Annotated in this window: 14 protein-coding genes; 8 read left to right on the top strand and 6 right to left on the bottom strand. The window is 69.9% G+C overall.

Features of this window, described 5'->3' with window-relative positions; translation table 11 throughout:
* Nucleotides 1–8: 8 nt before the first annotated feature.
* Nucleotides 9–998, bottom strand: a complete 990-nt coding sequence (locus tag V5E28_RS44685) for an NAD(P)-dependent alcohol dehydrogenase (protein WP_336216264.1) — start codon at nucleotides 996–998, stop codon at nucleotides 9–11.
* Between the two features lie 91 nt (nucleotides 999–1,089).
* On the opposite strand from V5E28_RS44685, the gene V5E28_RS44680 reads away from it, so the two are divergent.
* The 3 genes from V5E28_RS44680 (at nucleotide 1,090) to V5E28_RS44670 (ending at nucleotide 5,004) form a co-directional block, all read left to right on the top strand.
* Nucleotides 1,090–3,363, top strand: coding sequence for an ATP-binding protein (locus V5E28_RS44680; RefSeq protein ID WP_336216262.1), 2,274 nt, complete (start codon nucleotides 1,090–1,092; stop codon nucleotides 3,361–3,363).
* A gap of 73 nt (nucleotides 3,364–3,436) precedes the next feature.
* A complete protein-coding gene (locus V5E28_RS44675; RefSeq protein ID WP_336216261.1) occupies nucleotides 3,437–4,075 on the top strand; it encodes a TetR/AcrR family transcriptional regulator in 639 nt (212 codons plus the stop codon).
* A 122-nt stretch (nucleotides 4,076–4,197) separates the two neighbouring features.
* Nucleotides 4,198–5,004: an aminotransferase class IV family protein gene (locus V5E28_RS44670; protein ID WP_336216260.1), complete on the top strand. Its 807-nt coding sequence runs from the start codon at nucleotides 4,198–4,200 to the stop codon at nucleotides 5,002–5,004.
* A gap of 45 nt (nucleotides 5,005–5,049) precedes the next feature.
* On the opposite strand, the gene V5E28_RS44665 is transcribed toward V5E28_RS44670, so the two are convergent.
* Entirely contained in the window at nucleotides 5,050–6,327 is a 1,278-nt protein-coding gene (locus V5E28_RS44665) for an alpha/beta hydrolase family protein (protein ID WP_336216259.1), read from the bottom strand.
* Between the two features lie 59 nt (nucleotides 6,328–6,386).
* On the opposite strand from V5E28_RS44665, the gene V5E28_RS44660 reads away from it, so the two are divergent.
* The 4 genes from V5E28_RS44660 (at nucleotide 6,387) to V5E28_RS49875 (ending at nucleotide 9,506) form a co-directional block, all read left to right on the top strand.
* Nucleotides 6,387–6,941 (top strand): helix-turn-helix domain-containing protein, encoded by a 555-nt coding sequence (locus V5E28_RS44660; protein ID WP_336216258.1) that lies wholly within the window; start codon nucleotides 6,387–6,389, stop codon nucleotides 6,939–6,941.
* A 164-nt stretch (nucleotides 6,942–7,105) separates the two neighbouring features.
* The gene (locus tag V5E28_RS44655; protein WP_336216257.1) at nucleotides 7,106–7,495 is read left to right on the top strand and encodes a VOC family protein; all 390 of its coding nucleotides are present in this window, start codon (nucleotides 7,106–7,108) and stop codon (nucleotides 7,493–7,495) included.
* 240 nt (nucleotides 7,496–7,735) lie between these two features.
* Nucleotides 7,736–8,944 (top strand): low temperature requirement protein A, encoded by a 1,209-nt coding sequence (locus tag V5E28_RS44650; RefSeq protein ID WP_336216256.1) that lies wholly within the window; start codon nucleotides 7,736–7,738, stop codon nucleotides 8,942–8,944.
* A gap of 49 nt (nucleotides 8,945–8,993) precedes the next feature.
* Nucleotides 8,994–9,506 carry a histidine kinase gene (locus V5E28_RS49875; protein ID WP_442945976.1) on the top strand — a complete coding sequence of 171 codons (513 nt, stop codon included), beginning with the start codon at nucleotides 8,994–8,996 and terminating at the stop codon, nucleotides 9,504–9,506.
* 309 nt (nucleotides 9,507–9,815) lie between these two features.
* Here V5E28_RS49875 and V5E28_RS44640 read toward each other — a convergent pair whose 3' ends face one another.
* Nucleotides 9,816–13,097, bottom strand: a complete 3,282-nt coding sequence (locus tag V5E28_RS44640; protein WP_336216255.1) for an AfsR/SARP family transcriptional regulator — start codon at nucleotides 13,095–13,097, stop codon at nucleotides 9,816–9,818.
* Nucleotides 13,098–13,329: 232 nt separating this feature from the next.
* Here V5E28_RS44640 and V5E28_RS44635 point away from each other — a divergent pair, with 232 nt between their 5' ends.
* Nucleotides 13,330–14,616 carry an MFS transporter gene (locus tag V5E28_RS44635; protein ID WP_336216254.1) on the top strand — a complete coding sequence of 429 codons (1,287 nt, stop codon included), beginning with the start codon at nucleotides 13,330–13,332 and terminating at the stop codon, nucleotides 14,614–14,616.
* 265 nt (nucleotides 14,617–14,881) lie between these two features.
* Here the strand turns inward: V5E28_RS44635 and ilvD are convergent, their stop codons facing one another.
* The 3 genes from ilvD to V5E28_RS44620 all read right to left on the bottom strand — a co-directional run bounded on the left by ilvD (nucleotide 14,882) and on the right by V5E28_RS44620 (nucleotide 18,275).
* On the bottom strand, nucleotides 14,882–16,528 hold the full coding sequence (ilvD, locus tag V5E28_RS44630; RefSeq protein WP_336216253.1) for a dihydroxy-acid dehydratase: 1,647 nt from the start codon (nucleotides 16,526–16,528) through the stop codon (nucleotides 14,882–14,884).
* Complete coding sequence (locus tag V5E28_RS44625; RefSeq protein WP_336216252.1) at nucleotides 16,525–16,908, bottom strand: hypothetical protein; 384 nt, start codon at nucleotides 16,906–16,908, stop codon at nucleotides 16,525–16,527. The genes ilvD and V5E28_RS44625 overlap by 4 nt, the downstream gene beginning before the upstream one ends.
* A 587-nt stretch (nucleotides 16,909–17,495) precedes the next feature.
* Complete coding sequence (locus V5E28_RS44620) at nucleotides 17,496–18,275, bottom strand: class I SAM-dependent DNA methyltransferase (RefSeq protein WP_336216251.1); 780 nt, start codon at nucleotides 18,273–18,275, stop codon at nucleotides 17,496–17,498.
* Nucleotides 18,276–18,426: the final 151 nt, after the last annotated feature.

Genomic DNA, 18,426 nt, shown 5'->3' with positions numbered 1-18,426 from the left:
AGGACGTTTCAGAGGGTGATGACGACCTTGCCCCGGGCGTGTCCTGTTTCGAGGTAGTCCATGGCCTCGGGGACCTCGCTCAGCGCATAGGTCCGGTCGATGACCGGGGCGATCTTGCCGGCCTCCAGCAGGTCGTACAGGACGGCGAGGTCGTCCTGGTTCTCGCGGGCCAGGAAGGGAACCATCGTCTGGCTCACCATCCGCGAGAGCACGAGCAGCTTGATCACTCCGAACACCGGCCCGGTCCAGAGGCCCTTGGCGGGGGCGCATCCCACGAGTACGCCCGTGCGGGCGAGCACGCGCCTGCTCTCCTTCGGGGACCGGTTCGCCACCAGGTCGATCAGCACGTCGTAGCGCCGCCCGTCGCGGGTGAAGTCCTCCTTGGTGTAGTCGACGACGTGGTCGGCGCCGATGGAGCGGACCAGTTCCACGTTCCCGGTGCTGCACACGCCGGTGACCTCGGCGCCCATCGTCTTGGCGATCTGGACCGTGAACGTCCCCATGCCGCCGGCCGCGCCGTTGACCAGAACCCTGTGGCCGGGCCGTACCCGCGCCTTGTCCCGCAGGGCCTGCAACGCGGAGATCGCCGCCACGGGAACGGCCGCCGCCTGCTCGAACGTCAGGTTGCCGGGCTTCTTCAGCACCATCGCGTCTTGGGGGATGCTGAGGTACTCGGCCAAGGCCGCGCTGCGTTCGACGAGCGACTGGCCGCGGCCGCCGAACACCTCGTCACCGGGCCGGAACCTGGTGACGTTCCTGCCCACGGCTTCGACGCGTCCCGCCATGTCGCCGCCCAGCCCGTGGGGCCTGGGGCGGGACAGGCCGGCAGACATGCGGACGAGGTACGGCGTGCCCCTCATGTGGTGCCAGTCCAGCGGGTTGAGCGCGGCCGCCCGCACACGTATCAGGACGTCGTCGTCGTTGACGACGGGCCGGTCGATGTCCTCGAGCCGGAGGACCGTGGGCGAGCCGTAGGCGTGATAGCGGATGGCCTTCATGGGCTCCAGCCTCAGGGAGCACGCGCGACGGCGACATCACGGGAATTCGTGATGGGGTAGCCACCCGGCGGTAGTAATGTCCAAGTCAATCATGGCCAGACCCCCGCGCCGCTCGGGCAACCTCCCGGCCGAGACGACCAGCTTCATCGGCCGCCGCCGCGAGCTCTCAGCAGTCAGGAAGAGGCTCTCCGAGGCCCGCCTGGTCAGCCTCGTCGGGCCCGGCGGGGTCGGCAAGACACGCCTGGCGGTCCGGATGGCCGCCGCGCTCGGACGCGGGTTCCCCGGCGGCGCGTGGCTGGTGGAGCTGGCCGAAGTGCGGGACTCCGCCGGGGTCGGCGACGCCGTCATGGCGGCCCTGGACGTGCGGGACCAGGCCGCGGGCGAGCCCTCGGCGCACCTGCTGTCCTACCTTCGGGACAGGAAGCTGCTGCTGGTGCTGGACAACTGCGAGCACCTGCTCGAAGCGGCCGCCCGGCTCGTGGCGGAGGTCTTGAGGGCCGCACCGGACGTGCGGGTGCTCGCCACCAGCCGGGAGCCGCTGTCGGCGCCCGGCGAGCACGTGGTCCCGGTCCCGCCTCTCGAACTGCCCTCACCGCACGCGCCTCTGGCGCGGTTACGGCAGAGCGAGGCCGTCATGCTGTTCACGGAACGGGCCGCGGCCGGATCGGGCGGATTCGAGCTGACCGCCGCCAACCAGGCGGACGTGGTGAACCTGTGCCGCCGCCTGGACGGTCTGCCACTGGCGATCGAGCTGGCGGCCGTCAGGACCCGGGTCCTCACCGCCGGCCAGATCCTCGATCGCCTGACCGACCGGTTCGGCCTGCTCACCGGGGGAGGCCGCACCGCGCTGCCGCGTCACCAGACGTTGCGCACCACCATCGACTGGAGCCACGACCTGCTGGCGGCGGACGAGCGGGCGCTGCTGAGGCGGTTGTGCGTGTTCGCGGGCAGGTTCACCCTCGAGGACATCGAGTCGGTCTGCGCGTCGGGCGACGTTCCGGCGGCACGTGCGCTGGACCTGCTGGCATCGCTGGTGGACAAGTCACTGGTGACGAAGGAGGACGCCGGAGACCTCGCCTGCTACCGCCTGCACGAGACGATGCGCGAATACGCCGGCCTCAGGTTGCGAGAGGCCGGTGAGCAGGAAGCCGTCGAACGCCGCTGCGTCGAGTACTACGAGTCGAGGTGCCGGCGATCCGCGGCGGAATCCCGGTATCGGCTCGTCGAGTGGCTGCGATGGCTGGATCTGGAGATCGACAACGTCCGATCGGTCCTCCGGCGGCTCCTGACCCGTGGCGACCCATCACGCGCGACGGCTCTGGCGTACTCCATCGGCTACTACTGGATCACGCGGGCGACGAGTGAAGGCGCCCGGTGGATCGACGAGCTGATCGCGTCCGGAGCGGGCGATCCGGAGGCCTACTACATGCGCGGATTCCTCTCCGTGCTGCAGTCCGATCCGGTGACGGCCCGGCCGGCGCTCGAACGTGCGGTGCCGGCGGCTCAGCGGGCCGGACTGACCAGCCTGGCGTCGCAGTCGCTGTCCCTGGCGTCGATCGCCGCGAACATGGCCGGTGACCGGTCGGCGGCCAGGCGCCTGGGCGACGAGGCGGCGACGGGTCTCGTCGACCTGCCGGCCACGCTCATGTTCCTCCAGTCGCGGGCACTGAACGGCCTGTCCGACGGCGACCTCGACACGGTCAGGTCCGCGTCGTCGCAGGGCGTGCGTATCAGCCGTGAGGCGGGTGACCTCTACAGCCTCGACATGATGCTGATGAACCTGGGCTCCGCCGCGCTCATCGCCGGCGATCTCGACGAGTCCGAGCCGCTGCTCACGGAGGCGCTGCGCATCGCCCATCGGATCGATGACCGGGTGGGACAGTATTGCCTGCTCGACGCCCTGGGCTGCCACGCCGCGAGCTCCGGCCGGGCGCGGCTCGCCGCGCGGTTGCTCGGCGCGGCGGAGACCGTGCGAACGGGCGCCGGCGCGAGTGTCCTGCCCTTCCTCGCTTCGCTGCTGGCCCGGGCCGAACAGTCGGCTGTGACGGCGCTCGGCGCGGCCGGGTTCGAGGGAGAGTTCGAGGCCGGTGGACGCCTGAGCCGTGACGCCGCGATCAGCCTGGCGCTCGGCGAGCCCGCCCGGCCCTCCGCCGAGGCTTCGGACGGCGCGGGCACCGCACCGCTCGGGAAGCGGGAAGCGGAGGTCGCGCGACTGGTCGCCGACGGCCTGAGCAACAAGCAGATCGCGACGCGCCTGTTCATCTCCGAGCACACCGTCGACAGCCACGTGCGCCGCATCCTGGACAAGCTCGGGTTCGGCTCGCGTACGCAGATCGCCACCTGGGTGACGTCGGCGGATGGGTAGCGATCACGTGCGGTAAAGTACAACGTGTATGGCAAACGTGAGACGGTCACTGCAGAGCGCTGGAGGACCCCGGATGGCCAGTGAGAATCCCGCCAAGCCCCGCCCCCGCGGAGGCCGAGCGGACAAGCGCCAGGCGATCCTCGCCGGCGCCCTCACGGTCTTCGCGCGCGACGGTTACACCCGCGCCAGCATCGACGCGATCTCGGCCGAGGCCGGAGTGTCCACGCGTACCATCTACAACCACTTCACCGACAAGCCGGAGCTCTTCCAGGCCGTCATCCAGGAGAGCGCCGCCCGGGCCGCCGACGCCGAGATCGCCATCATCGACCGCCACCTGCGCAAGATCACCGATCTGGAATCCGACCTCATCGAGTTCGGCCGGGACTGGGTGACGCCCATGCCCGACTATGCCGACCATTTCGCCCTGGTCAGGCAGGTCAACGCCGAGACCGGGCACATCCCCCAGGAGGCGATCGACGCCTGGAGGGAGATCGGCCCGCTGCGGGTCCGCCGCGAGCTCGCCGGACACCTGCGAGGGCTGGGGGAGCGGGGGCTGCTGCGCATCGACGACCCGGAGCGCGCGGCGCTGCACCTCATGCTGCTGGTCTCGGCCGCGTCGCCGGCACTGGGCGCCGGCGCGCCCACCGAGGAGGAGATCGCCGAGATGGTCACGGCGGGGGTTCGCACCTTCCTGCACGGCCATCTGACCTAGCCGGCGCCCCCCGCCTCTGTTGATTGCATGGAGCACTAGCATGCTTGTGCAACATAGCGCGTGTGCAATTATTGTGGATGCCGGTAGTTCCACTGAAGGGGGCGTTTCCTATGTCAAGTGGTTTGACCTCGAGTTCCGTCGTTCACCGGAACGGCCTGGCGGCGACCGCCGACGACCTGGCGCCGCTCGCCTTCGCGGGCTATGCCCACTTCACCGCCATGCAGGTGCGCGGCGGCCGGGTCCGGGGCCTCGACCTCCATCTGGAGCGGCTGCGCTCCGCCTCCGTGGAGCTGTTCGGCCAGGCGTTGCCCGGCGATCGGGTGCGGTCCCATCTCCGGGCGGCGATCGACGCCGGTCCTGCCGACCTCTCGCTGATGGCCACGGTCTACTCGCCGACGGGGGAGTTCGCCGTGGCCGGGGCCGATGTCGAGCCCGAGGTGCTGGTCCGCACCGGTCCGGCCGCCTCCGGCCCCCAGGGGCCGCTGGCGCTGGCCACGGTCGAGTACGAACGCGTCCTGCCCGCTGTGAAGCACGTCGGCGAGGTGGCCAAGACGTACTTCCTCCGCCAGGCCGTCAAGCAGGGCTTCGACGACGCCGCCTTCGTCGACCGTCGGGGCAGGCTCAGCGAGGGCACGATCTGGAATCTGGCCTTCTGTGACGGCGCCGCCGTGGTGTGGCCCGAGGCCGAGATGCTGGGCGGGACCACGATGGGCATCGTCCGCCGGCAACTGGATCGCCTCGGTGTCCCCCAGCGCGTCCAGGAGGTCACCCTGGACGACCTGCCGGCCCTGGCCGGGGCGGTGGTCATGAACTCGTGGACGCCGGGGGTGGCCGTCCACCGGATCGGCCCCACGCCCGTGCCCGAGGCGCCGTCCTTCCTGGCCCTGCTTCACCGGGCCTACGAGGCCGAACCGCTCACCTCGCCGTAGGCCCGGCACGGCCGGATCTCGGGCCCGATCTGGGCCGGAGACCCGTCAGGCGCCGACCCCGTGGCCGTGCTCCAGCCACTCGACGATGTCGGCGACGACGGCCGGGTCCACGTGTTGCGCGGGCTCGTAGTCCGCCGGGGTGGACGGGCCCGTACCCGGAAAGAACAGGTGGTCGTCGGCGTCGTAGACGCGGATCGTGACGTCCGGGCTGTGAGCGAGGCCCGCCCTCCACCCCGGCAGGTCGTCGGTGACGGTCACCTGATAGTCGCGGCCTCCTTGGAGGATGAACATCGGCTTGTCCAGTGCCGCCGCCGTCGCGACCGGGTCGTAGCCGCGCAGATCCAGCCAGAACGCCGCCGGCCAGCCGAACAGCAGCGCTTCGGCCGGCGTCGAGGGTGACAGGTCGGGACTGGCGACCATCGCGGCTTGCTGTGTGATCGTCTTGGCGAACGCCTCCATCGCCGGGCTGGGATCCAGTGCGGCGAGGTAACGGACGACGCGCACGGCGGCCTCATGCATCGGCTGCGTATCTCCGGCCATGATCACCAGGCCGGCGACGGACGGCTCGGCGGCCGCGACACGCGGGGCGACCTTGCCGCCCATGCTGTGGCCGAGAACGAAGACGCGGCCGGGGTCCACGCCCGGCTCCCGCTGGAGCAGGCGGACGGCGGCGACCGCGTGCGGCACGTACTCGTCGGCCATCGTGAAGCCGGCTGTGTTCGCCATCTGGCCGCTGTGGGTGTGGGTCACCTTGTCGAAGCGCAGCACGGCGACACCGCGGCAGGCCAGGCCCCAGGCGAGATCCTTGAGCGGTTTGTTGGCTCCGCTGGTGGCGTCACGGTCGAACGGCCCGCCGCCGCTGAGCAGCACGACGCCCGCCCGCGGGCCGGGCCCGTGCGGCAGGCTCACCGTGCCGGTCACGGCGAGAGGACCGTCGCCGACCGTGACGTCGTGCTCGTCGAACCTCGTCGGGTCGGCGTACGGCGGCGGCGCCCAGGGGGCGGTGGCCGCGGCAAGCCGCAGATCGTTCAGCATGCCGTCGTGGTCGACCGCCACCACCACGGTGAGATCCGCGCGCTCGCAGACCACCGGGACACTCACCCTGACCAGCCCCGCCTGGGCCGGCTCGCTCACCGGTTCCCCGATGGCGGACACCGGTCCACGCCTGCCCGTTTCGGCAGTCCAGGCGGCCCGCAGCACCTCGGCGTCGATCACCGCTCGCAGCGGCGGTGCGAAGAACCGCTCGATCTCGGCGAAGCTTCCCTTGCATGCCAGCTCGACGATTGTGACCGCGATCGCCGCCGGGTCGGTTTCTGTCGTCATCTCAGTCGCTACCTTTCTCATTTGTTAAGAAAGGTAGCATGACATGAGATCGTAGAGGAATGAACACGTTGGAGCTTCTGGGCCACCCGGTACGGCTGCGCGTCGTGCACGCCATGCGCGGCGGGCGGATGCTGACGACGTCCCAGCTGTGCGCGCGGATCCCCGATGTCTCGAAGGCCACCGTCTACCGGCACGTCGACCTGCTCGCGGCCGAGGGAATCCTGGAGGTGGCCGACGAGCAGCGAGTGCGCGGCGCGGTGGAGCGCCGATACCGGCTGCGCCAGGACCGGGCGTCGATCGACGCCGACACGAGCGAGTCGCTGTCGCTCGACGATCACCGGCGCGCATTCGCCACGGCGATGGCCACCCTGCTCTCCGAGTTCAACGCCTACCTCGACCGGGACCAGGCCGACCCGGCGGCAGATCTCGTCGGCTACCGGCAGCATGCTGTGTGGCTCAGCCGGGACGAGGTCCTCGAGCTGATCGGCGAACTGCGCAGGGTGATAGTGCCGAGGCTGACACACCAAGCCACACCCGACCGCGCACAGTATCTGCTCAGCCCGACCCTCTTTCCGATCGAGGAGTCGTCCGCCGGCCCCGACTCCGGCCTGTGAGGGCCGGTACGCTGACGATACGTTAGGAATCTACATTGTAAAGGCGTCGGGCCTACGTCTGGTCTCACCGCCGAAACCACAAGCTCAGCTCAACGACCCCCAAAGATGACCGCCGCGCACCCAGGGCGGCGAGATCCCGGCCCCCTGCGGGGAACAGATCCGGCATGGAAGTGCTGAGCAGTCGCGTGCTGCTGCGTCCGGGCGATCCCGCGCGCAGCCGCCGTTTCTACGCCGAGACGCTCGGATTGGCGGTGTACCGGGAGTTCGGCCCGGCCGACGGGGAGGGGGGCACGGTCTTCTTCCTGGGCCAGGGATTCCTGGAGGTGTCCGGGAGCTGCGACGACGGGGGCGGTCCGGGGATGTCGCTCTGGCTGCAGGTGCGTGATGTCCGGCGGGAGGAGGAGCGCCTGCGGCGGGCGGGTGCCACCGTGCTGCGCGAGGCGCGCCTGGAACCGTGGGGGCTTGTCGAGTTGTGGATCGCCGATCCGGACGGGCATCGCGTCGTCCTGGTGGAGGTGCCGCCCGGTCATCCCCTGCGGCGCGATCCGCGCTGAGCCGGCGTTCGGCGGAATCCTGGTGCCGGTTTCCCGTCGTGACCGGTTGGGAGTCTGTGCGTCGTAGCTCTGTCGTCGCCGGATGCATCGGCGGTCGCCGACTGACCGGGGGGCTCTTGTCTCCGGTCCGTGACAGCTCGTGAGATGTTTTGCGGGTTCCTCAATCCGCTGGCACCACGGATCGGGGCTCTGTCTTGTCTTCTCAGGAGGACGGCGTCATGGATCGACGGGAGTGAGATCTTGCCTTCTGCCAGTAAGGGGTTCCGGGTCCGGATGCGGGCGCGGGCGATCGACGAGCCGCATCGTGTCTCGAGCCAGCTCGAGCTGCTGTTCGACCTCACCTTCGTGGTGGCGGTCGCGGTCGTCACCGCCCGGTTCGCGCACGCCATCGCCGACGGCCATGGCCTGGCGGGGCTGATCCCGTTCCTGCAGGTGTTCTTCGCGGTGTGGTGGGCGTGGATGAACTTCACCTGGTTCGCGTCGTCGTACGACACCGATGATGTCCCTTATCGGCTGCTGACCATGGTGCAGATGGCCGGCGTGCTGGTCCTGGCGGCGGGCGTGCCCGCCGCGGAGGGCGAGTCGGACTTCCGGGCCGTGACGCTGGGCTATTTCATCATGCGGATCGCGCTCGTGGCCCAATGGCTGCGTGCCGGTGTCGAGGACCCGGCGAGCCGGCGTCCCGCGCTGCGGTATGCCGTCGGCATCTCGGTCGTGCAGGCGGGCTGGCTGCTCCGGCTGGCTCTCGTGGAGACGGGTGTCCTGCCGCCGTCGGCTCAGTTGCCGTCCTTCGCCGCTCTGGTGGTGCTGGAACTCGCCGTGCCGTGGTGGGCGGAACGGGCCGGGACGACCAACTGGCACCCGCACCACATCGCCGAGCGCTATGGCCTGTTCACGATCATCCTGCTCGGTGAGAGCGTCCTCGCCGTGTCCAGGGGCGTCGAAGGGGTGCTGGCGGGCGCCGAGGTCAGCGGTCCTCTCGTCGTCATCGCGCTCTCCGGTCTCGTGCTGCTGTTCGCCCTGTGGTGGCTGTACTTTCTCTCGCCGGCCGGCGAGGGGCTCAGTGCCCGGCGTCATCGGTCGTACCTGTGGGGATACGGCCACTACGGCATCTTCGCGGCCCTTGCGGCCCTCGGCGCCGGCTTGGAGGTCGCGGTCGAGCAGACGGGGCACCACCTGCCGGTATCGCCGGTCGCGATCTGTTACGCCGTCGCGATCCCGACGGGGGTGTTCCTGCTGTTGCTGTGGGTGGTCCACGCGTTCATCGTGGACGGGCCGGTGATCCTTCCCGGCGTGGTCCTGGGTGGCGTCACGGCGATCCTGTTGCTGCCGCCGGCGGCGCCGTGGATCGGGGTGGCCGCGGTCGTGGCGGCGATCGCGGCCGTCTGCGTCCTGATGATCGCGGTCACCGTGTCCGGACGCCCCCGTCGGCCGGGCCGAGAAGGATGACCGCCAGGAGGCGCCATCGGCGCGCGCGACTTTACGCGAGGCGTTCGTTGTGGCCGCCGTCGCGTACGTGTGGCTGGTCGCGTGGCCGGCCGCCGTGGTGGCGTCGTACTACGCGGGTGTTCAGCTGCGTCGCCGGCGTGACCTGTGGCTTTACGCCGGTGGCGCGGTCGTGGTCTGGGGGCTCGGCGGGCTGGCCTCCTACGTGAGTGGCGGCTATCGGGCGCTGGTCGCGGGTTCTCCCGCCAACGCGGTGCTCATGGGTGTCGCGGTGTTCGGGCTTCCGCTGGTCGCGGGCCTGTGGGTGGGGGCCCGGCGGCAGGTGCTCGACGCGATGCGCGAGCAGGCGGAGCAGCTGCGACGAGAGCAGGCGCTACGTACGGAGCAGGCCCGCAGCCAGGAACGTGCCCGGATCGCACGGGAGATGCACGACGTGGTCGCGCACCGGGTGTCGCCGCCGGCCGGCTCAAGCCTCAGGTCGTGCTCATGGACGTGCGCATGCCCCGCCTCGACGGCCTCACCGCCGCGGCGCGCATCCTGGGCGTCCCGGGCGCATCGCCGGTAATGTGACCTAGAACACACGCCTTCGGGTCGTTCGCCTCAGATATCAGAGCTGGACGGAGAGAAGGCGAGGTCACCTGAAGCCGCTGAGCCCAGTGAGGGTGATCGAAATGGCCGTTCTCGCTGCCTTGGCGGGCCGGCCATGCGTGGTAGCGCCGCAGCCACTCCTCGCGAGTCCGGTAGGCGGGAGATGCGGCCGCCGCCCGCGACCCAGCACGCCGCCCTCCTGGGCGCCGCCCCCACACCCTGACCACCGGGCCAACCCCGCCCACTGGACGCGGCGGGCGGAGGTATCGGCAGGCGCCGAGTCCGACTACGTCGCCAGCGCGGCGGCGTCGTCACGCTCGGGTGCGCCGATCTGCTCGAAGAGGGCGTGAGCCTGCCGCCAGGAGGCGTTGGCCAGCCGGGTTCTCCCCTGGCGCTGGTAGGCGTGGCCGGCGGTGAGCAGGGTGCGGGCCTGTGCCAGCCGCTGGCCGGCGTGTCGTTGGGTGCTCAGTGCGCGCTCGCAGTGGTCCAGGCATCCGCTCACGTCTTCGAGGCCGAGATGGCCGATGGCGAGGCGACTGTGGGCCTGCGCGGTCGCGAGCGTGTACCCGGACGTGCGGGCGAGGTCCAACGCCTGGGCGGCGTGCTTGTTGGCACCCTCGTAGTCGTTCTGCGTGGCGTGGAGGTGGGAGAGGGTGAGCAGGGCCTCGACCTTGCCGCGCCGGTGTCCGGTGCGGTCGACGATGTCCAGGGCGAGGTCGAGCCGGTCGGCGGCGTCGGCCAGATGAGCCTGCCGGATCTGGACATCGGCGAGGCCGGTGTGGGCGAAGATCTCGTGGCGGCTGTCGGACAGCCGTTGGGTGATGTCGAGGCTGGTAGTGAGGGCGGCGGTGGCATCCTGATGGCGTCCGGCGTCGCGGTGCACCAGGCCGAGGGTGGTCAGGGCGGCTGCTTCCTCGTGTTCTGCGCCGATGGTCCGGCAGATGGTCAGGGACTCCTCGAGTGCGTGGAGTGCGTCGTCGAAGCGGCCCTGTTCGCGGCGGACCATGGCGATGTTGATGCCGGCGATGGCCTCACATTGGTGCTGACCGGTCTGGCGCAGCAGCGGCAGGGCGAGCTCGCCGAGCCTGGATGCCCGGGGCAGGTCGCCGATCTGTTCGTATGCTGCTGCCAGGTTGGTGAGCATGGCGGCCTCCCCAACTCCGTCGCCGATCTCCCGGTCGATGGCCAGGGCCTGTTCCAATCGGCGGATCGCCAGCCGGGTGTGGCCGAGTTGGTCCAGCGCGATGCCGGTGTTGCACAAGGCTACGGACTCTCCCTGCCGCCACTCCGCGCGCCGCGCGAGGGCCGCTGCGGTCTCGCATTCGTCGATGGCCGCCTGGAACTCGGCGGTCCGCCAACGCAGGAGCCCCAGGCTGTGCCGCATCGCCGCTTCGCCGAGCACGTCGTCGGCCCGCTGCGCGGCTGCGAGCCCGGTCTGCGCGACGGACAGCCACTGGGTCAGCGGGGCCTGCACCTGCATGAAGTCGCGAAGCGCGTGGGCCAGCTGCCACACCATCCGATGCCGGCCGGCCGCGGCGGCGTGGTCGAGCGCCGCGATCAGGTTCGGCCACTCGATGGCGATCCACTGCCGAGCCTGGCTCTCTTCGGGGAACTGGACAGTGGATACGCCGGCCGGCGGGAGGGCGGCAGGCAGCCGCAGGCGGGACAGACCGTTGAGGGCGGTGGCGGCCTGGCCAGTGGTGTGGAGGTAGAAGTGGAGCAGACGGCCGATCGCGGCGTCCCGTTCCGCGGGCGCGTCGTGCTCTGCGGCGAGTTGCCTGGCGTACCCCAGCAGCAGGTCGTGGCAGACCAGCCGGCCGTCCGCGGTGATCTCGGCCAGATGGAAGCGGGACAGCGCGTCGATCAACGGCGCCGCATCGTCTGCTGGCAGACCGGTCAGCGCCGCCACGGCGGTGGAGGCCAGCCCGGCCGGAGCCGGCACCAGGCTCAGCATTCGAAACATCCGCCCGGCCTCAGCCGGAAGGGCCTGATACGACAGGTCGAACGCACCGCGTACGGTCGCGGTGCCGTCGCCGTCGACCCGCAACTGACTCATCGGGCCCCGCGCGGCCAGCTCCTCGACGTGCCGCCGCATACTCAGGTGAGGCCGGTCCGCCAGCCGAGCCCCGGCGATACGAAGAGCCAGGGGCAGGTGACCGCAGAGATTCGCCAGTTCGGCCGCGGTGTCCCGGTCGGCGCCGACCCGGTCCGCGCCCGCCGCGTGAGCCAGCACGTCGACGGCGTCGGCGGCAGGCAGGACGTCGAGTTTGAGCCGGCGGGCGCCGTCCAACGCCACCAGGCCACTGAGCCGGTCCCGGCTGGTCACCAACATCAGACAGCCGGGATCACCCGGCAGCAGTGGACGCACCTGATCCGCGTCGGCGACATTGTCGAGGACGACCAGCACCCGCCGGCCCACCAGCATCGACCGGTACAGGGCGGTCTGGGCGTCCACGCTGATCGGGATGCGCTCGGCGGCCACTCCCAAAGCACCCAACGACAGAGCCAGCGCCTCGACAGGCGACATGGGCGGCCCGGTGTGGAAGCCACGCATGTCCACGAAGAGCTGCCCATCCGGGAACCGCTCGCTGACTTGGCGAGCCCAGTGCACTGCCAGGCTGGTCTTACCCACCCCGGCAGTCCCGGTGATCACCGCGAGCACTGTGGCCGTCGCGTGGGCCTTCGAGCCCAACAGCGCGTCGAGTTGGCGCAGGTGTGAGGTGCGGCCGACGAAATCGGCGACGCCCGGCGGGAGTTGCGCCGGCATCACAGGCTCCGCCGTACGGGCTGCCTGCTGGTCGATGTCCGCGCCGGGCCGCGCGGTGTCGGCGATGATCGACGCCTCCACTTCGCGTAACTGCGGGCCGGGCTCCAGGCCGAGTTCGGCGACCAGCAGGCGGCGGGCGCGCTGGTAGGCCTCGAGGGCGTCGGCACGGCGGCCGCACCGGTACAAGGCGATCATCAACTGGCCGTGCAGCCGCTCTCGAAGCGGGTGTTCGCCGATCAGCCTGGACAGCTCGCCGACCAGTTCGCCATGCCGGCCCGCTGCGAGTTCTGCGTCTATCCGGTCCGTGATCGCGGCGAACCGTGCTTCCTCCAGGCTGCCGCACAACCGTTCGCGCATGGCGCCGGTCGCGGCGTCAGCGAGCGCCGGCCCCTGCCACAGCGTGAGCGCCTCGGCCAGCCGGGCCGCGCGCAGATTCGGATCCTTGATCGCCCGCGCCTCATCGATCAGCACGCCGAACCGGTGCAGGTCCACCGATTCCGGCTGGACCTGAAGGCGGTAACCCCCGCCGAGGGCCAGCAGCCGCACCGGCTCACCGGGTTCGCCACCCGTCGCCGATCGCAGGGCGCTGCGGATGCGGGACATCAAGGTCTGCAGCGTCGCCCTGGCCGTCGATGGTGGAGCCTGGTCCCACAGCAGTTCGATGAGTCGCTCGGCGGTGACCACCCGTTGCGGCTCCAGCAGCAGCACCGCCAGGGCGAGGCGTTCTTGGCGCCGTTGTAGGCGAAACACCTCGCCACGAGCGGAGTGAATCTCCACCGCACCCAGAAGCCTGAACTCCACACCGCAGAGGTTACCGGTGGCTCGCACGCGCCAGTTGTCCAAGAGATGGCAAGGAAATGTCATGGCGGGCGGACAAAGCTGCGACGTGCGACAACACACGTACGGATGGAGGTGATCGGGATGCGGCGCGAACCGAGCTGGGGCTAGTCCAGGCAGTGTGTGAGCGTGGTCCGGCGGCGAAGCCGGACCACATCTATTTGTGCCGCGATGAGATGTGGGGAACGGAGCGCTCGTGGACAAGCAGGAAGCTGAAGGCCCTGCGGCTGACCGGTCCGCCACCTTTCGGGAGGTCCTCCTCGTCGCGGAGTATCGCTCTCTGTTCGCGGCGGCGGTGCTGTCCTGGATCGGCGACTATTTCGCCAAGGTCGCTGTAGCAGTTCTGATCTTCAATGACACTGGCTCCGCACTGCTGTCCGCCGCGGGCTTCGCCGTAAGCTACCTGCCCTGGGTGGTGGGAGGACCCGTCCTCGCCGCTCTCGCGGAGCGGTTCCCTTACCGGCGCGTCATGATCATTTGCGATCTGGCCCGGGCGGCTCTGGTGGCGCTGGTCGCTGTGCCCTGGGTGCCCTTGCCTGTCCTGCTTCTCCTGCTCGCGGTCTCCTCTGTGCTCACACCGCCGTTCGAAGCGGCTCGTTCGGCCATGGTGGCGCAGCTACTGACCGGAGACCGCTACGTGCTGGGCCTTTCGCTGCAGAACATGGCAGGCCAGGCCGCGCAGGTCGCGGGTTACGCGCTGGGAGGAGTGATCGCCGCCGTCGACCCGCGTGGCGCGCTGCTTGTCAACGCGGCGACGTTCGCCGCTTCCGGGCTGCTGCTCTGGCGCGGAGTACGGCCACGTCCTGCGGCGATGATCAGGGAGCAAGGCCGGTCCCTGCTGAAGGAGACCGGTGACGGCCTGAGGCTGGTCTTCGGGCACCCGATCATGCGGCCGATCGCCCTCGTGGTTTTCAGCCTCGTCGCGATCGTGATCGTCCCGGAAGCCCTGGCCGCCGCCTGGGCGGCCGAGCAGGGAGGGGATTCTCGGATCGCGGGCCTGCTGATGGCCGCCATACCGATCGGTAATGCCATCGGCGCCATCCTGACGCGGGTGACGGGACCGGAGCGACGGCTGAAGCTGATCAAGCCGCTCCTCTTGGCGACCCCTCTGCTTCTCGTGCCCGCTCTGGTCCGGCCGCCGTTGGTCGTGGTGTTCTTCCTGATGGTCGGTGCCGGTGTCGCCAACACGGTCATTGTGCCGCTCAACGCGCTGTTCGTCAGCGTGCTCCCTGGCGACTTCCGGGCCCGCGCTTTCGGGATCATGCAAGGAGGCATCCAGATGACGCTCGCGATCGCCGTGCTCACCGCGGGCGCCCTTGCCGAAACGCTGTCCGTGCCGGTCGTGGTCGGGACGTGGGCCGTCTGCGGCCTTGCCCTGGCGGGGGTCGCGATCAAGGCCTGGCCGCGCGGTGATGCCATCAGCGCGGAGATCGCGCGAGTCGCGGAGCTCAACCGCAAGGCCTCGGCCGCGTCGGCGTGCTGACCGGGAGGTATCGCACGGCGAGGGCGGACGGCTGAGGCTGAAGGTTTCGCCTGGTCGGCACGACGCGGGGTGGTGTACGGGGCATAACCGGTCGGATTGTCCCGCTCTGCGTGTTGGCCGCCGCGCTGCCCCACAACACTTCCAGAGCGCCGATCTCGTCGGTGAGCGCGATCAGCGGAGGCGGTGCTCGCAGAGTTGGAGGCGGTGATCATCAGAGGGCGGGCGCACCTCGGCAGGCCGGGGAACGACCCGGCTCACCCCCGCGTCAGTGGGTGGTGGCGCCGTCGGAAGCGGAGCCGACCGTCGCCACATATTTGGCGAGCACGCCGCGCTCCGTGGGCCGCTTCAGAGGTTGCCAGATGGTGCGGCGCGCAGCGAGCTCGTCCTTGTCCACGAGCAGGTCGAGGGTGGCGTTCGCGGTGTCGACGACGACCGTGTCGCCATCGTGCACCAGTGCGATGGGTCCGCCCTTGAACGCCTCAGGGGCGACGTGGCCGATGACGAGCCCGTGTGACACGCCACTGAAGCGCCCGTCGGTCACCAGCGCCACGGACTCACCAAGCCCCTGGCCGACCAAGGCACCAGTGATGGAGAGCATCTCCCGCATGCCGGGCCCGCCAGCCGGCCCCTCGTACCGGACGATCACCACATCCCCCGCCACGATGGCGCCGCTCTGGATGGCAGCGAAGCATTCCTCCTCCGAGTCGAAAACCCTGGCGGGCCCATCACGGCGGAAGTCCTCGCGGCCACCGAGCTTGAGCACACAGCCGTCCGGCGCAAGCGAACCGCGAAGGATCGCCAGCGCGCCCGGCGGCTTGGCGGGAGCATCCACCGTTGTCACCGTGGTCTGGCCTGGGGTCTCCGACGCGCCGGCGGCCACGTCGGCGAGCGTGCGGCCGTCGACGAGCGCCACATCCTCGCGCAGCAGCCCTGCTTCCATGAGCCGCTGTACCACGAGTGCGGTGCCGCCGGCCCGCCACAGGTCGGCTGCGGTATGTGGTCCTCCGGGCTTGAGCGCGGTGATGATCGGCACCTGCCTGCACACCTGGCCGATCTCGTCGATCTGCAGAGGCACTCCTGCTTCCCTGGCGATAGCGAGCAGGTGCAGCACCGCGTTGGTGGAACCGCCCATGGCCGCTACGGAGACGATGGCGTTGTGCAGGGCGTTCGGGGTGAGAATACGGGAGGGCCTGGCGTCCCGGGCGTGGGCGTCCATGACGATGTTGCCTACCTGCCTGGCAGCGTCCAGCTTGGTTTCGGCGACCGCGGGGATGTCGCCGATGCCGAAGGGCGCCAGTCCGAGGAAGTCGGCCACTCCGCTCATGGTGTTGGCGGTGTACTGGGCGGCGCAGGTGCCGGGGCCGGGGCAGGCGTGACGGGCCAGATCCTCGATGTCGTCCTGGTCGAGCCTGCCGACCGCGCGTTCGCCCAGAGACTCCCACATGTCCTGGATGGTGACGTCGCGGTCGCGCCAGCGGCCTGGCATCATGCTGCCGCTGTAGAGGATCACCGAGGGCACGTCGAGTCGTGACAGCGCCATGATTCCCGCTGGGACGGTCTTGTCGCATCCGACGATGCAGACGAGAGCGTCGAACTGATGTGCGCGGCCCATGAGTTCGATGGAGTCGGCGATCACCTCTCTGCTCACCAGCGACGCTCGCATGCCGGCAGTGCCCATGGTCAAGTTGTCGGAGACGGCGATGGTGTTGAACTCCATCGGTAGGCCACCGGCGCTCCGCACGCCCTCGGCGACCTGGGCGGCCAGTTCGCGGTGAGTGAGGTTACACGGCATGGTGCCTGTCCAGGTCGAGGCGATGCCGACGGTCGGGCGTCGCATGTCCTCCCGGGTCAGGCCCATGGCGTACAGGTGGGAACGGGCTGGTGCGCGGTCGGGGTCGTCGGCGATGTTCATGCCGTCTCCTGGCGGGTCGTGGAGATGCTTGGAAGGTCGAGGTTCAGGAGCCTGACCGCGTTGCCGGCGAGGATCAGTGCACGGTCGCCCGGCGACAGGTTGAGTTCGTCGAGGATGCGGATCTGCTCGTCGGCATACTTCTGAATGTAGCCCCAGGGGAAGTCGCAGGAGTCGGTGCCGGACAGGCCGCTCAGGCCAAGAGTACGCATGGAGCGGAGCGGGAAGCGTCGGCGCGGGTAGTCGGTGACGATACGGCAGTGGGCGCGCCGGTACGGCGTGCGGGTCCTGGGCCGGGTCGGTCGCGAGGTCGCTGCGACGTTGGCGCCGGCGTCGGGGACGGAGTTGAAGGTGGTGCAGGGCACGTTGGGGTATGCCGGCATTGTGCTGACCGCCCGACACCTACGTCTCGGTGCTGCCGCAGCAATATCACGAGCGTGCCTGGGCGACGGCCCGGCTGGTGCGGAAGGCGTCGGATGAACAGGTCACCAGCCTCGGATGTCGTCGGCCAGGTTGGCCGGGGGACTGGGTGTGATCTTCACCCACCGCCCGAGCGACTCCCATGGTGGCGTGGCCGCGCGGACCTTGGCGTCGACAGTGGGGGGCCGGGCGACTTTTGTCGGCTTCGAGCAGCCATGACAGGCTCAGGCGTACGAGCTCGTCGAACAGAGCGCCCGCCGAGCCCTCGGCCGCCCGCCCAAAGCCCACCGCAAGCCGGGGCAATCCAGCTGCACGTGCTGTTGATCACGTACTTCGAGACAGGCGCCTGGGTCACCGGGAAGTGCGTCGGCTCTGGGGCCGGTTGGCCCAGGCGTTCTCTGCCGCCGCCCGCTCACTTTGTCGATGCGTGACAAGGGGCAGCCAGTCGTGGCGCACGACGGTCTACCGTTTGAGCTTCTGGACGCACTTGCCGTCGAGTCCGACCCGCGGGCGGAGCGGCTTCTGGACCTGATGCGCCAGCGTGGCTGGGTCAGTTGGACCCGGCCGGAGCGGCTGGCGGAGCCGCCCGACCAACCTCCGGGAGCCGGTAGACGGACACGTGGGAACGCGACTCGGCGGTGAATTCGGCTCCTGCCCAGTCGGCATGCCTGCTCTCCAGCTCGAACCCGGCCAGCTGAGCCATGAGGTCGAGCTCGGCGGGCCAGATGTAGCGGTGCGGGCTCCGGAACAGCTCAGCCCGCCGGCTCTCGTCGAAGGTGAAATGGTGCGACACGACGTGCTGGCGCAGGATGTCGTAGGTGTCCAAGCCGACGTAGCCGGGCTCGTACTGCCACACCGTGGCCTGCTGGCCCGGAGGGAGCTTGCGCAGCTCAGGCACCCAGAGCTCGATCACGAACCGGCCGCCGGGGGTGAGGTGGCGGGCGGCGTTGCGGAAGCACGCGACCTGCTCGGCCTGGGTGAGCAGGTTGGAGATCGTGTTGAAGACGAGATAGACGAGTGTGTACTTCCCCGGGGCGGCGGCGTCCGCCATGTCGCCGACGATCACCGGGATCGTCGCTTCATCCACCTTTGTTCGCAGTTGGTCGATCATCGGTCGTGACAGCTCGATGCCGGTGACGGAGACGCCTCGCCCGGCGAGCGGCACGGCCACGCGGCCGGTGCCGATGGCGAACTCGAGCGCCTGTCCGTCGCCCGAGAACTCGGCGAGGCGGTCCACGGTCGGCCCCAGGACCTCCGGCGAGAACATGCCGGTGCCCGGCGTGTCATAGCGCTGGGCGGCCTCGGCGTCCCAGATCTGCTCCTGGTTCATGTCATCGACCCTGGCCTGTGAGCGCGTCGGACGGCAAGTCGATTTCGGCCAGGGCGCGGATCCGCTCGCCATGGCACCTTGACCTCGTTTGATATTGGTTCGGATATCGCAGAGCGATCCATATCAGTCTTGGACGGTGTGCGGGCTTCTG

It is taken from the genome of Nonomuraea sp. LPB2021202275-12-8 (assembly GCF_037044575.1).
Taxonomy (GTDB): domain Bacteria; phylum Actinomycetota; class Actinomycetes; order Streptosporangiales; family Streptosporangiaceae; genus Nonomuraea.
The sequence above is the reverse complement of the archived record's forward strand: the minus strand, read 5'-3'. Positions and strand labels throughout refer to the sequence as shown.

Bases quoted from the DNA above. Each gene is read 5' to 3' on its own strand.
- V5E28_RS44685 (WP_336216264.1), bottom strand. From the start codon at position 998: ATGAAGGCCATCCGCTATCACGCCTACGGCTCGCCCACGGTCCTCCGG.
- V5E28_RS44660 (WP_336216258.1), top strand. From the start codon at position 6,387: ATGAACACGTTGGAGCTTCTGGGCCACCCGGTACGGCTGCGCGTCGTG.
- V5E28_RS44625 (WP_336216252.1), bottom strand. From the start codon at position 16,908: ATGCCGGCATACCCCAACGTGCCCTGCACCACCTTCAACTCCGTCCCC.
- V5E28_RS44675 (WP_336216261.1), top strand. From the start codon at position 3,437: ATGGCCAGTGAGAATCCCGCCAAGCCCCGCCCCCGCGGAGGCCGAGCG.
- V5E28_RS44665 (WP_336216259.1), bottom strand. From the start codon at position 6,327: ATGACGACAGAAACCGACCCGGCGGCGATCGCGGTCACAATCGTCGAG.
- V5E28_RS44680 (WP_336216262.1), top strand. From the start codon at position 1,090: ATGGCCAGACCCCCGCGCCGCTCGGGCAACCTCCCGGCCGAGACGACC.
- ilvD (WP_336216253.1), bottom strand. From the start codon at position 16,528: ATGAACATCGCCGACGACCCCGACCGCGCACCAGCCCGTTCCCACCTG.
- V5E28_RS44620 (WP_336216251.1), bottom strand. From the start codon at position 18,275: ATGAACCAGGAGCAGATCTGGGACGCCGAGGCCGCCCAGCGCTATGAC.
- V5E28_RS44655 (WP_336216257.1), top strand. From the start codon at position 7,106: ATGGAAGTGCTGAGCAGTCGCGTGCTGCTGCGTCCGGGCGATCCCGCG.